Origin of the sequence: Nocardioides sp. LHD-245 (assembly GCF_030929495.1) — a bacterium.
Lineage (GTDB): Bacteria > Actinomycetota > Actinomycetes > Propionibacteriales > Nocardioidaceae > Nocardioides.
Window position 1 is genome coordinate 143265 of record NZ_JAVFWN010000009.1, and the last position, 12374, is coordinate 155638.

Here is a 12374-nt window from a genome sequence, read left to right on the forward strand (position 1 = left end):
CGCCGGGTGAGTGATTGGCCGAAGGTGCGTCTCCACGTCGTCACCGGCAAGGGCGGGACGGGCAAGTCCACGGTCGCGTCGGCCCTCGCCCTCGCGCTCGCCACCCGCGGCAGGAACGTGCTGCTGTGCGAGGTCGAGGGCCGCCAGGGCATCGCCCGGATGTTCGACGTCGACCCGCTGCCCTACCAGGAGCGGAGGCTGACGACGGGGCTGCCCGAGCCCGACGGCGGCCGCGGGGTCGTGCACGCGCTGCACATCGACGCCGAGTCGGCGCTTCTGGAGTACCTCTCGATGTACTACCGGCTCGGCCGCGCCGGCAAGGCCCTCGACCGGTTCGGCGTCATCGAGTTCGCGACCACCATCGCCCCTGGCGTCCGCGACGTGTTGCTCACCGGCAAGGTCTACGAGGCCGTGCAGCGCAACCGGCGCAACAAGTCGGCCATCGAGTACGACGCCGTGGTGCTCGACGCCCCGCCGACCGGCCGGATCGCCCAGTTCCTCAACGTCAGCAACGAGCTCGCCGGGCTGGCGAAGGTCGGGCCGATCAAGGCCCAGTCCGACACGATGATGAGCCTGTTCCGCTCCCCCCGCACGGCGGTCCACCTGGTCACCGTGCTCGAGGAGATGCCGGTCCAGGAGACCGCCGACGGGATCGCCGAGCTGCGTGCGGCCCGGCTGCCGGTGGGCGGTGTGGTCGTCAACCAGATCCGGCCCCGCGACCTCGACGCTGCCGACCTCGCCGCGGCCCGGGCGGGAACGCTCGACCGGGGCCGGATCGAGAGCGACCTGGCCGACGGTGGCATCGCCGTGGGCCCCGACCTGGTCGACGGACTGCTGGTCGAGGCGGCCGACCACGCCGAGCGCCGGGCGCTGGAGGACTCGCAACGGGCCATCGTGGCGGGACTGGACGTGCCGTCGTACGAGCTGCCGCGGATGGCCGGCGGCATCGATCTCGGCGGGCTCTACGAGCTCGCCGGCCTCCTCCGAGAGCAGGGAATGGCGTCGTGAGCACCTCCCGCAGCAGCGCTCACCGCCCGTCGCGCGTCGGTCCCGCGACCGGCCGTCAGGCCGGCCCCCTGGACGTCGACGCCCTCATCGACGACCCCGGCACCGGCATCATCGTGTGCTGCGGCTCCGGCGGTGTCGGCAAGACCACCACCAGCGCCGCGCTCGCGCTCCGCGCCGCCGAGCGGGGCCGCCGGGTGGTGGTGCTGACCATCGACCCGGCCCGCCGGCTCGCGCAGTCGATGGGCATCGAGGAGCTCGACAACACCCCGCGCCCCGTGGTCGGCGTCGAGGGCACCGGCAGCCTCGACGCGATGATGCTCGACATGAAGCGCACCTTCGACGAGGTGGTGCTCTCCCAGGCCAGCCCGGAGAAGGCGAAGCAGATCCTGGCCAACCCGTTCTACATCGCGCTCTCGAGCTCGTTCGCGGGCACCCAGGAGTACATGGCGATGGAGAAGCTCGGCCAGATCCACCGCGATGCGCAGGCCCAGGGCACCTACGACCTGATCGTCGTCGACACCCCGCCGTCGCGTTCGGCGCTCGACTTCCTCGACGCCCCCGAGCGCCTGTCCAGCTTCCTGGACGGCCGGTTCGTGCGGCTGCTGCTGACGCCCGCCAAGGGCCCGGCCAAGCTGATGACGGCCGGATTCAGCCTGATCACCAACGCCCTCACCCGGATCCTCGGCGCCCAGTTCCTCAAGGACCTGCAGACCTTCGTCACCGCGCTCGACACGGTCTTCGGCGGCTTCCGGCAGCGGGCGCAGCAGACCTACTCGCTGCTCAAGGCCGACGGTACGGCGTTCCTCGTGGTCGCCGCCCCCGAGGCGGACGCGCTGCGGGAGGCGGAGTACTTCGTCGAGCGGCTCAGCGAGGACGACATGCCCCTGGCGGGACTCGTCGTCAACCGCGCCAGCCCCGAGCCCGCGGGCGAGCTCTCCGCGGACGAGGCGATGACGGCCGCCGAGCGGCTGCGCCGCACCGCGAGCGCCTCGCCGACGGCGTCCCTGACCGCCGGACTGCTCCGACTGCACGCCGACCGGGTGCGCATGGTGCAGCGCGAGCGCACCCTCCGGGACCGGTTCGCCACCGCGCACCCGCAGGTGCCGACGGTCGTCGTACCAGCGCTCGCCGGTGACGTGCACGACCTCGGCGGGCTGCGCACGGTGGGCGGGCTGCTGGGGGGCACGGCGGACGGATCCACGAGCCCCGCGTGAGCAGGCTCCCGCGTCGGTGACGCGCACCGGGACCCGGACGGGTCCCGGGAGGGATCAGACCGTGGCGTCCTGATCGTCGCGAGCGGACTCCAAGACGTTGCGCCAGGAGGCGTTCGGACGGCGTCGGAGGAGCGCACGGCGCTCCCGCTCGGTCATCCCGCCCCAGACACCCCACTCGATCTGGTTGTCCAGTGCCTCGGCCAGGCACTCGGTGCGCACCGGACAGCCGGTGCAGACCTGCTTGGCCTTGTTCTGCTCGGCCCCACGGACGAAGAGCTGGTCCGGCTGTTGTCCCCGACAGGCGGCGCGTGGCGCCCAATCCTCAACCCACATGTGTTGTCCCCTGGTGCTTCCCACAACCGAGGAGCCAACGCCCCCACAGCGCTCGGTCTCCTCGACCGGTCCAAGGTAAAGGACGACGCGCCACACCGATATCGCTCATCGGGCCCAACCTGTCTAGTCACATCGGACTAGACAGGTCGGGCCCAGAGCGCCGCCGATCCGGCGTCACGGGGCCGGAGCGAGCGGTCCGAGGACTCGGGACCGTGGGGTGGGACCACGTACCCTGAGCGCATGTCCCGCACCCGGTTCGACGGCCTCCCACCGCGGAAGGTCGCCTCCCACCTCGGCGTGATGCTGATCGTCGCGGCCGTGCTCGGCGTCGTCGTCTCCGGTCTGGCCATCCCGTTCGCGGGCGTCCTCGGCTTCTCCGCGCGCAACGTCTCGGAGTCGGTCGACGACCTGCCCCAAGAGCTCGAGACCGAGCAGCTGCCGCAGCGCACCGAGGTCAAGGACGCCGAGGGCAAGACGATCGCGACGCTCTACGACCAGAACCGGGTCAACGTCCCGCTCGGCCAGATCTCCCGCACGATGGTCGAGGCCATCGTTGCCATCGAGGACTACCGCTTCTACCAGCACGGCGCGCTCGACCTCAAGGGCACGATGCGCGCGCTGTTCACCAACCAGGCCGCGGGCGGCGTCACCCAGGGCGGCTCGTCGATCACCCAGCAGCTGGTCAAGCTGACCCTGATCACCCAGGCGAAGGGCGACAAGGAGGCCATCCGGGCCGCCAAGGAGGACAGCTACGGCCGCAAGCTCCGCGAGCTCCGTTACGCGATCGCCCTGGAGAAGCGGCACACCAAGGACTGGATCCTCGAGAGGTACCTCAACACGGCGTACTTCGGCGACGGCGCCTACGGCATCCAGGCGGCCGCGCAGCACTTCTTCAGCGTCAACGCCAAGGACCTCAATCTGCGTCAGTCGGCGCTGCTCGCCGGCCTGGTCCAGAGCCCCGAGGCCTACAACCCGACCAAGAACAAGGCCCAGGCGACAGTGCGCCGCAATATCGTGCTCGACCGGATGGCCCAGCTGAGCGTGATCAGCGACGAGGACGCCGGCAAGGCCAAGGACCGCAAGCTCGGCCTTCGCGTGCAGAACCAGCCCAACGGCTGCGTGAACTCCGAGGCGCAGTTCTTCTGCGACTACGTCGTGCGCTGGCTGATGACCGACCCGGCGCTGGGCGCCAACCCGGAGGAGCGCCGGCAGCTGATCTTCAACGGCGGCCTGACGATCAAGACCACTGTCGACCTGCGCTACCAGAAGGCCGCCAACGACTCGGTCACCTCCCAGGTCTACAAGGACGACCTCGCCGTCGGTGGTCTCGCGCTGATCGAGCCGGGCACCGGCAACGTCAAGGGCCTCGCCCAGTCCCGGCCGATGGGCAAGAAGAAGGGCGAGACCTTCCTCAACTACACCGTGCCGACGCGGTACGGCGACGCGGCCGGCTTCCAGCCCGGCTCCACGTTCAAGGCGTTCGTCCTCGCCGCGGCGATCAACCAGGACATCCCGCTGACCCAGCGGTTCCCGGCGCCGAACCCGGGCCGCTTCCCGCTCAACGAGTTCGAGACCTGCGACGGGCCCTACCAGAGCAGCGAGGTGTGGGAGCCCAAGAACTCCACGAGCTCCTCGGCCTCCCCCGACCTCTACGAGGGCACCCGGAACTCGGTCAACACCTTCTTCGTCAACCTCGAGCTCGCCACCGGGCTCTGCGAGCCGTGGAAGCTGGCTCGCGAGATGGGCATCACCGAGCTCACCGAGGCCAACATGATCCCGTCGTTCACCCTCGGCGTCGCCGATGTCAGCCCGCTGGAGATGGCCGAGGCCTACGCCACCTTCGCGGCCGAGGGGCTGCACTGCGACGCGCGGCCGGTCACCGAGATCGCCGACGCGCAGGGCAATGTGCTCAAGAAGTACGAGAAGAACTGCACCCAGGTCCTCGCCAGCCCGGTCGCCAACGCCGTCAACGACGTCCTCCGTGGTGTCATCGAAGGCGGATTCGCGAGCGCGCAGGCGCCGGGGCAGCCCGCGGCGGGCAAGACCGGAACCACCAACGGCAACAACTCGGTGTGGTTCGTCGGCTACACGCCCAACCTCGCGGGCGCCGCCATGGTCGCGGGCGTCAACGGCCAGGGACACCCCGAGTCCCTCGACGGCAAGTCGGTCGGCGGGCGCACCCTGTACGCATCCTCCGGCTCGACGACCGCGGGCCCGATCTGGGGCGACGCCTTCAAGGCCATCGCCCCCCTGCTCGACGACATCGACTTCACGCGGCCGTCCTCGAGCGACATCCGCGGCCTGCTCACCACCGTCCCCGCCGTCTCCGGCAAGCCGTACGACGACGCGAAGGCGATGCTCGAGGGGCTCGGCTTCACCGTGACCAACGGCGGCACCGTCGACTCCGCGGTCGGCCAGGGTCTGGTCGCCTGGTCCGCCCCCGGCACCGGTGCCCGGCTGGCCGCCGGCGACACCGTGACCCTGTTCATCTCCGACGGCACGCCGAAGGTGAAGAAGGGCAAGAAGAACAAGGGCCGGGGCAACAACAACGGCAACGGCAACGGGCAGGGCTGAGTCGGCTCGGCCGCACCGGGCGAAGCCCGCGGGGCGAGCGGAGCGAGGTCCGGGCGGCGAGCCCGGTATCCGACACGCTCGGCCCGGCAACACGGCCGGCAGCGTGGCGCCCCGGCGGCGTAGCCGCGTCGCGAGGCGACCGCGGTCCGAGCGCAGCGAGTGACCGTGCGCGCCTCTCGACCGGGCGACACGCTCGGCCCGACAACACAGCTCACCCGAGCTGGCGGCGTACCTCCGCCGCGACGGCGGCGCCGTCGGCCCGGCCCTTGACCTGCGGCTGCACGATGCCCATCACCTGACCCATCGCCTTCGGGCCCGCGCCGGCGGCCCCGGCCTGCTCGACGGCCGCCGTCACGATCGCCGCGATCTCCTCCGGCCCGAGCTGCGCGGGCAGGTAGTCCTGGATCACCGCCGCCTCGGCCCGCTCCTTGGCGGCGCTCTCGGGGCGGTCGCCGTCCTCGAACGCGACGGCGGCCTCCCGGCGCTTCTTGGCCTCGGCGGCCAGGACGGTGAGGACCTCGTCGTCGGTCAGCTCCTTGGCGACCTTGCCGGCGACCTCGGCGTTGGTCACCGCGGTCAGGACCATCCGCAGGGTCGACGACCGAACCTCGTCGCGGGCCTTCATGGCGGTCGTGAGGTCGGTACGCAGCTGGTCCTTGAGGGTGCTCATGCCTCGATTCTGCCTGCCGTGGGCGAGACTGGACGAATGGGATTCGGGACGGCGCTGCTGCGGACCGCCGGAGTCGGGGGGGCCCTCGGGGCGGCCGTGACGTCGTACGCCCTGTGGGAGGCACGTCAGTACACCCTGCGCCGGGTCGATCTGCGTGTGCTCGCGGCCGGGATGCGACCGCTGCGGGTGCTCCACCTCAGCGACCTCCACATGACCCCCGGCCAGACCCGCAAGCAGGAGTGGCTGCGGGGCCTGGCCCGCCTGGAGCCGGACCTCGTCGTCGACACCGGCGACAACCTCGCCCACCGGGCGGCCGTTCCCGTGGTGCTCGACAGCCTCGGTGGACTGCTGGAGCGACCGGGCGTGTTCGTGCACGGCTCGAACGACTACTTCGAGCCCGGTCTCCGCAACCCTCTCGGCTACGTGCTCCCCGACAACGGCAAACGCCACACCGCGACGCCGCAGCTCCCCTGGCGCGAGCTCAGCGCCGCCCTCACCGGCGCCGGGTGGCTGGACCTCACCAACCGCCGCGACCGACTCACCGTCGGCGACACGATCCTCGCCCTCGCCGGTGTCGACGACCCGCACCTCGCCTACGACGACCTGGCCGCCGTCGCGGGGCCCGCCGACGCCACCGCCGACCTGCGGCTGGCACTCGCGCACGCGCCGTACCTGCGGGTGCTGGACCGCTTCGCGACCGACGGGTACGACGCCGTCCTCGCCGGGCACACCCACGGCGGTCAGGTCCGACTCCCGTGGCCCGGCGACTCCCGTGCGTACGCCACCAACTGCGACCTCGAGCCCGCGCGGGCCCGCGGCCTGCACCGCCACCCCGCCGACTCCCGGCCCGGCGACCCCGGATCGGCCTGGCTGCACGTGTCCGCCGGCCTCGGCACCAACCCGTACACCCGGATCCGGATCGCCTGCCGCCCCGAGGCCACGCTGCTCACCCTGCTCCCGCGGTAGGGCTGCCAGGGGTATCCCGATTGCGGGTCCGGCCACCGGCTCCGCTATGCTCCCGTGCTGGTGAGCCGCTCCTCGGAGCCGGTTCATGGCGGGCTGTGGCGCAGCTTGGTAGCGCGCCTCGTTCGGGACGAGGAGGCCGCAGGTTCAAATCCTGTCAGCCCGACCGATCGACGGGCGGATCCGGTGAGACCGGATCCGCCCGTCGAGGTTTTCGCCCCCGTGTCGCCGTGCGGCCACCCCTCGCTCACCTGCGCGTTCGTGACACACTGCATGCCATGTCAGACGAGCAGGACAAGCTGAAGCTCAGCTTGGAGCCGCCGAAGCTGTTCGGGCGGAAGAAGAAGGCCGCCGGCCAGGCACCCGCCGCTCCCGGTGCTCCCGGCCGCCCTGCTCGTCCTGTCGCCCGCCCGGAGCCCGAGGCCACGCCCGATCCTGTCGCTGCTGCGCCGGCACCCGCGCCCGAGCCGGAGCCCACGGTTGACCCGGAGCCCACGGTTGACCCGGAGCCCACCGACGAGCCCGAGGCGGAGCCCACCGTCGACGTCGACTCCACGGAGCCGGAGCCTGAGTCCACCGTCGAGCCTGTGGCCGACGGCGACCCCACGGAGCCGGAACCTGAGGCCGCCGCCGACCCCGAGCCCACGCCCGAGCCTGAGGCCGCCGACGCCGACGCTACCGAGTCGGAGCCTGCGGCTGCCGCCGACCCCGAGCCCACACCCGAGCCCGCCCCGGAGGTCACCGCCGAGGTCGACGTGGGACCCGAGCCGGAGCCCGAACCGACGGTCGTCCTCCCCGAGGCCGACGAGCCCGCGCCGGAGTCCGCCGACGCGGCACCGGTCCCCACGCCGGAGCCGGCCCCCGAGCCCACACCACAGCCGGCCCCCCGTCGCGCACCCCGGCCCGCTGCGGTCGAGGTGGAGCCCGAGCCGGTGAGCACGAGGGATCTCGAGGACGCCGAGATCGTCTCGCTGGGCGCGGGCGGCGCCCTGCTGACGGCCTACCGCGCCGCGGCCCTCTCCGGCCTCGTGGTGGGCGCGGCGATGGTCGTCCTCACGTGGCTGTCCCTGCGCGGCTGCGAGGCCGTGCGCGGGACGTCCTCCTGCGGCGGCGGCCCCGGCTTCCTGCTGCTGGTCGCCACGTTCGCGCTGTGCGTCCTGCTGGGTGCCCAGCTGCTCAAGGCGTTCGCCATCCCGGATCCGGGCAGCAGCAGCTTCCTGGCCGTCGGCCTGGTCGCGGTCGTGGCGCTGCTCTTCCTCATCGACCTGCTCGACCACTGGTCGACGCTGATCATCGTGCCGATCCTCAGCATCGGCGCCTACCTCGCCTCGGTCTGGGTCACCAGGACGTTCGTCGACCCAGCCAACGAGTAGGCCGGGCTCGTTTCATCACGTGATGTAGGCAGTCCGCGCTTCTGTAGTCGAGTTCCCGCTACAGAAGCGCGGGTTCACCTACATCACGTGATGAAGCCGCGACCCCTCGCCCTGGGCTGCGTCAGCGGGAGGCGGCGATCAGCTCCGCGATCTGGACCGTGTTGAGGGCGGCTCCCTTGCGCAGGTTGTCGTTGGAGACGAAGAGCGCGAGGCCGCGGTCGTCGTCGACACCGGGGTCCTGGCGGATCCGGCCGACGTACGACGGGTCCTTGCCCGCCGCCGCGAGGGGATTCGGGATGTCGGCGAGCTCGACGCCCGGAGCCCCGGCCAGCAGCTCGCGGGCCCGCTCGGCGGTCAGCGGCGAGGCGAACTCCGCGTTGATCGCCAGCGAGTGACCGGTGAAGACCGGGACGCGGACGCAGAGGCCGGAGACACGCAGGTCCGGGATGCCGAGGATCTTGCGGGACTCGTTGCGGAGCTTCTGCTCCTCGTCGGTCTCGTTCAGTCCGTCGTCGACGAGGTTCCCGGCGAACGGCAGCACGTTGTAGGCGATCGTCTTCTTGTAGACGCCCGGCTCGGGGAACGCGACGGCCTCGCCGTCGTACGCCAGCTCCCGGGCCTTGTCGCCCGCCGCGGTGACGCCCGTGGCGAGCTCCTCGACACCGGCGATGCCGGAGCCGGAGACGGCCTGGTACGTCGACGCGATCAGCCGGACCAGGCCGGCCTCCTCGTGCAGCGGCTTGAGCACCGGCATCGCGGCCATCGTGGTGCAGTTCGGGTTGGCGATGATGCCGCGACCCGCCTCGATGACGGACGCCGCCGCCTCCGGGTTGACCTCGGAGACGACCAGCGGGATCGCCGGGTCCTTGCGGAAGGCCGAGGAGTTGTCGACCACGATCACGCCTGCGTCGACGAACCGCTGGGCCAGCGCGCGGGAGGCGGTGGCCCCGGCCGAGAACAGCGCGACGTCGAGCCCGGTCGGGTCGGCGGTCTCGGCGTCCTCGACGGTGACCTCGCGATCGCCGAACTGCAGCACCTTGCCGGCCGAGCGGGCCGAGGAGAAGAAGCGGACGTCCCCGACCGGGAACTCCCGCTCGAGCAGGATCTGGCGCATCGCCACGCCGACCTGGCCGGTCGCGCCGACCACACCGATGTTGACGCTCATCGTCCGGTCCCCCCGTAGACCACAGCCTCGATCTCGTCCGACCCGAGGTCGAACGCGGCGTGAGCGGCGTTGACGGCCGCCTCGACCTGGGTCTCGGCCACGACGACCGAGACACGGATCTCCGAGGTGGAGATCATCTCGATGTTGACGCCCGCCTCCGACAGCGCCTCGAAGAAGCGCGCGGAGATGCCCGGCGAGGAGCTCATACCGGCACCGACGACCGACACCTTGCCGACGCTGTCGTCGTACTGGAGGCTGTCGAAGCCGACCGTCTCCTGGAGTCGCGAGAGCGCCGTCATCGCGGTCTGGCCCTCGCCGGCGGGGAGCGTGAAGGAGATGTCCGTCAGGCTGGTCGCTGCGGCCGACACGTTCTGCACGATCATGTCGATGTTGATCTGCGCCTCCGCGACGGCGCGGAAGATCGCCGCCGCCTCGCCCGGCTTGTCCGGTACGCCGACCACGGTGATCTTGGCCTGGCTGCGGTCGTGGGCGACACCGGTGATGATCGCGGCTTCCATAGTATTTGCACCCTCCTGAGCAACACCTGCAACATCTGCGGACTTGACGACCCAGGTGCCCTCCTTCTCGGAGAAGGACGAGCGGACGTGGATGGGCATGTCATAGCGGCGGGCGTACTCGACGCACCGCAGGTGCAGGATCTTGGCGCCCTGCGCGGCCATCTCAAGCGTCTCCTCGTAGGAGATCCGCGGCACCTTGCGGGCCCGGGGCTCGATGCGGGGATCGGCGGTGAAGATGCCGTCGACGTCGGAGTAGATCTCGCAGACGTCGGCGCGCAGCGCGACGGCCAGCGCGACCGCCGTCGTGTCGGAGCCACCGCGGCCCAGCGTGGTGATGTCCTTGGTCGTCTGGGAGACGCCCTGGAAGCCCGCGACGATGGCGATCGCGCCCTCGTCGATCGCGGTCTGGATCCGGCCCGGCGTGACGTCGATGATCTTCGCCTTGCCGTGCTCGGCGTCGGTGATCACGCCGGCCTGGGAGCCGGTGAACGAGCGCGCCTCGTGGCCGAGGTCGTGGATCGCCATCGCCAGCACGGCCATCGACATCCGCTCGCCGGCGGTGAGCAGCATGTCGAGCTCGCGGGCCGGCGGCAGCGGCGAGACCTCGTTGGCGAGGTCGATCAGGTCGTCCGTCGTGTCCCCCATCGCCGAGACGACGACCACGACCTGGTGGCCGGCCTTCTTCGTGTTGACGATGCGCTGCGCGACGCGCTTGATCCCGGCGGCATCGGCGACCGACGAGCCGCCGTACTTCTGCACGACAATGCCCACGGGGGCTCACTCCTGGCGGTGGTCTCGGTGACGGTGCTACTTCTAGGGCAGGGCCACGACGACGGGGCCGCCCCCGAGTCTACGAGAGGGGGCTAGCCCTTTTCCGCGCTGTCCAGCACCGCGGCCGCCGCCTCGACCAGGGCCAGCTCCTGGGTGGTGTCCAGATCGACGTCGAGCCGGTCGTGGGCCACCACCGAGAGCAGCGCCTTCATCGCCGAGCCGGCGAGCGCGCCCCACGAGGACACGTAGGAGAACTGCCACCACCACAGCGCCTCCTCGACGTCGCCCGCCTCGTAGTGGCGGACCCCGACGGCGAGGTCGGCGGCGATGCTGGTGAGGTCGTCGGAGAGCAGGCCCTCGACGAGCTCCGGGTCGTAGGGGTCGAAGACGTAGCTGTAGGTGTCCAGGTTGCCCAGCAGCCCGGCCAGCTGGAGCCGGAGCTCGTCGATGTCGTCGGGGTCCGGGCCGTCGTCGGGCTGGTACTCGTCGCGAGGCGCGAAGTCGCGGTGCACCCCCAGCCGGGCGCCGGTGAGCGCGATCTGGCTGATCTGGAGCAGCAGCAGGGACACCGCCTGGCCGCCGCTCGCCTGCGCCGCGACGACCCGCAGGCCGTCGAGGAACGATCGCACCGACGCGGCGATCTCGTCGGCCAGCCGCACGGTCTCCGTCTCGACCGCGATCAGCGCCTCGAGCGCGGCGAGGCCGGGGAGCTGGTCGCTGGTGGTGATGCTGTCGTCGCTCATGTTCCCGTTCATGTCGCTGTCTGCCTTCCCACGAATGCCCGACCCAAGGTGACCTCGTCGGCGTACTCCAGGTCTCCTCCCACCGGAAGTCCACTGGCCAAACGCGTCACGCGCAACCCCAGAGGGCTCAGCATGCGCGTGAGGTACGTCGCGGTGGCCTCGCCCTCGAGGTTCGGGTCGGTCGCCAAGATCACCTCGGTGACGGCGCCGTCACCGAGCCGGGTGAGCAGCTCGCGGATGTGGAGCTGCTCGGGACCGATGCCGTCGATCGGCGAGATCGCGCCGCCCAGGACGTGGTAGCGGCCGCGGAACTCGCGGGTCCGCTCGATCGCCACGACGTCCTTGTACTCCTCGACGACGCACAGCACCGCCGGGTCCCGGCGCGGGTCACGACAGATCCGGCACTGGTCGTCCTCGGCGACGTTGAAGCAGACCGAGCAGAACTTGACCTTGTCCTTGACCTCGATGAGGACCTCGGCGAGGCGACGTACGTCGGCGGGGTCGGCCTGCAGCAGGTGGAACGCGATCCGCTGGGCGCTCTTCGGACCGACCCCGGGCAACCGCCCGAGCTCGTCGATGAGGTCCTGGACGACGCCTTCGTACAAGGGTGCTGCCCCCGCTCAGAAGCCGAGCTGGCCGGACGCCGGGCCCGGCCCGCCCAGGCCGGGGAGGCCGCCCAGGTCGGGCAGGCCGCCGGCCAGCGGGCCGAGCATCTGCTCGGCGAGCTCGTCGACCTTGGCCCGCGCGTCGCGGAACGCGGCGACCACCAGGTCACCGAGGTCGGCCAGCGCCTCCGCGTCGGTGCCGTCGAGCGCGTCGGGGCTGATCGTGACGGCGGTCAGCTCGCCGGCACCGGTGACCGTGACGGTCACGGCGCCGCCGGCGACGGTGCCGTCCACCGTGGCCTCGGCCAGGCTCTGCTGGGCGCTCTGGAGCTGGTCCTGCATCTGCTGGGCCTGCTGGAGCAGGGCGCCGAGGTCGAGGCCGCCGGCGCCGCCGAGGGCGTCGAAGGGGTTCTGGCTCATGGAGCGGGTCTCTTCTC

General features: G+C 71.5%; 12 protein-coding genes and 1 tRNA gene. 6 read left to right on the top strand and 7 right to left on the bottom strand.

The window, feature by feature from the left end:
* The first annotated feature begins 6 nt into the window (after positions 1 to 6).
* Entirely contained in the window at positions 7 to 1008 is a 1002-nt protein-coding gene (locus RB608_RS14285) for an ArsA-related P-loop ATPase (RefSeq protein ID WP_308088644.1), read from the top strand.
* 68 nt (positions 1009 to 1076) lie between these two features.
* Positions 1077 to 2222 carry an ArsA family ATPase gene (locus RB608_RS14290; RefSeq protein WP_308088799.1) on the top strand — a complete coding sequence of 382 codons (1146 nt, stop codon included), beginning with the start codon at positions 1077 to 1079 and terminating at the stop codon, positions 2220 to 2222.
* Between the two features lie 54 nt (positions 2223 to 2276).
* Here RB608_RS14290 and RB608_RS14295 read toward each other — a convergent pair whose 3' ends face one another.
* The gene (locus tag RB608_RS14295; RefSeq protein WP_282401519.1) at positions 2277 to 2555 is read right to left on the bottom strand and encodes a WhiB family transcriptional regulator; all 279 of its coding nucleotides are present in this window, start codon (positions 2553 to 2555) and stop codon (positions 2277 to 2279) included.
* A gap of 240 nt (positions 2556 to 2795) precedes the next feature.
* Between RB608_RS14295 and RB608_RS14300 the strand changes: the two genes are divergently transcribed.
* Positions 2796 to 5129 carry a transglycosylase domain-containing protein gene (locus RB608_RS14300; protein WP_308088646.1) on the top strand — a complete coding sequence of 778 codons (2334 nt, stop codon included), beginning with the start codon at positions 2796 to 2798 and terminating at the stop codon, positions 5127 to 5129.
* A 211-nt stretch (positions 5130 to 5340) separates the two neighbouring features.
* Here the strand turns inward: RB608_RS14300 and RB608_RS14305 are convergent, their stop codons facing one another.
* Positions 5341 to 5799, bottom strand: coding sequence for a GatB/YqeY domain-containing protein (locus RB608_RS14305; protein ID WP_308088647.1), 459 nt, complete (start codon positions 5797 to 5799; stop codon positions 5341 to 5343).
* 36 nt (positions 5800 to 5835) lie between these two features.
* Between RB608_RS14305 and RB608_RS14310 the strand changes: the two genes are divergently transcribed.
* The 3 genes from RB608_RS14310 to RB608_RS14320 all read left to right on the top strand — a co-directional run bounded on the left by RB608_RS14310 (position 5836) and on the right by RB608_RS14320 (position 8135).
* The gene (locus RB608_RS14310; protein WP_308088648.1) at positions 5836 to 6765 is read left to right on the top strand and encodes a metallophosphoesterase; all 930 of its coding nucleotides are present in this window, start codon (positions 5836 to 5838) and stop codon (positions 6763 to 6765) included.
* Positions 6766 to 6854: 89 nt separating this feature from the next.
* A tRNA-Pro gene (locus tag RB608_RS14315) sits at positions 6855 to 6928 on the top strand.
* Positions 6929 to 7040: 112 nt separating this feature from the next.
* A complete protein-coding gene (locus tag RB608_RS14320) occupies positions 7041 to 8135 on the top strand; it encodes a hypothetical protein (RefSeq protein ID WP_308088649.1) in 1095 nt (364 codons plus the stop codon).
* A gap of 121 nt (positions 8136 to 8256) precedes the next feature.
* Here the strand turns inward: RB608_RS14320 and RB608_RS14325 are convergent, their stop codons facing one another.
* From RB608_RS14325 to RB608_RS14345, 5 genes are all read right to left on the bottom strand, one after another.
* Complete coding sequence (locus tag RB608_RS14325) at positions 8257 to 9300, bottom strand: aspartate-semialdehyde dehydrogenase (protein ID WP_308088650.1); 1044 nt, start codon at positions 9298 to 9300, stop codon at positions 8257 to 8259.
* Positions 9297 to 10589: an aspartate kinase gene (locus RB608_RS14330; protein WP_308088652.1), complete on the bottom strand. Its 1293-nt coding sequence runs from the start codon at positions 10587 to 10589 to the stop codon at positions 9297 to 9299. Before RB608_RS14330 ends, RB608_RS14325 begins: the two co-directional genes overlap by 4 nt.
* 92 nt (positions 10590 to 10681) lie before the next feature.
* On the bottom strand, positions 10682 to 11332 hold the full coding sequence (locus tag RB608_RS14335; protein ID WP_308088653.1) for a DUF5063 domain-containing protein: 651 nt from the start codon (positions 11330 to 11332) through the stop codon (positions 10682 to 10684).
* Between the two features lie 8 nt (positions 11333 to 11340).
* On the bottom strand, positions 11341 to 11937 hold the full coding sequence (recR, locus tag RB608_RS14340; RefSeq protein WP_308088654.1) for a recombination mediator RecR: 597 nt from the start codon (positions 11935 to 11937) through the stop codon (positions 11341 to 11343).
* Between the two features lie 15 nt (positions 11938 to 11952).
* The gene (locus RB608_RS14345; protein ID WP_308088655.1) at positions 11953 to 12357 is read right to left on the bottom strand and encodes a YbaB/EbfC family nucleoid-associated protein; all 405 of its coding nucleotides are present in this window, start codon (positions 12355 to 12357) and stop codon (positions 11953 to 11955) included.
* Between the last annotated feature and the right edge of the window lie 17 nt (positions 12358 to 12374).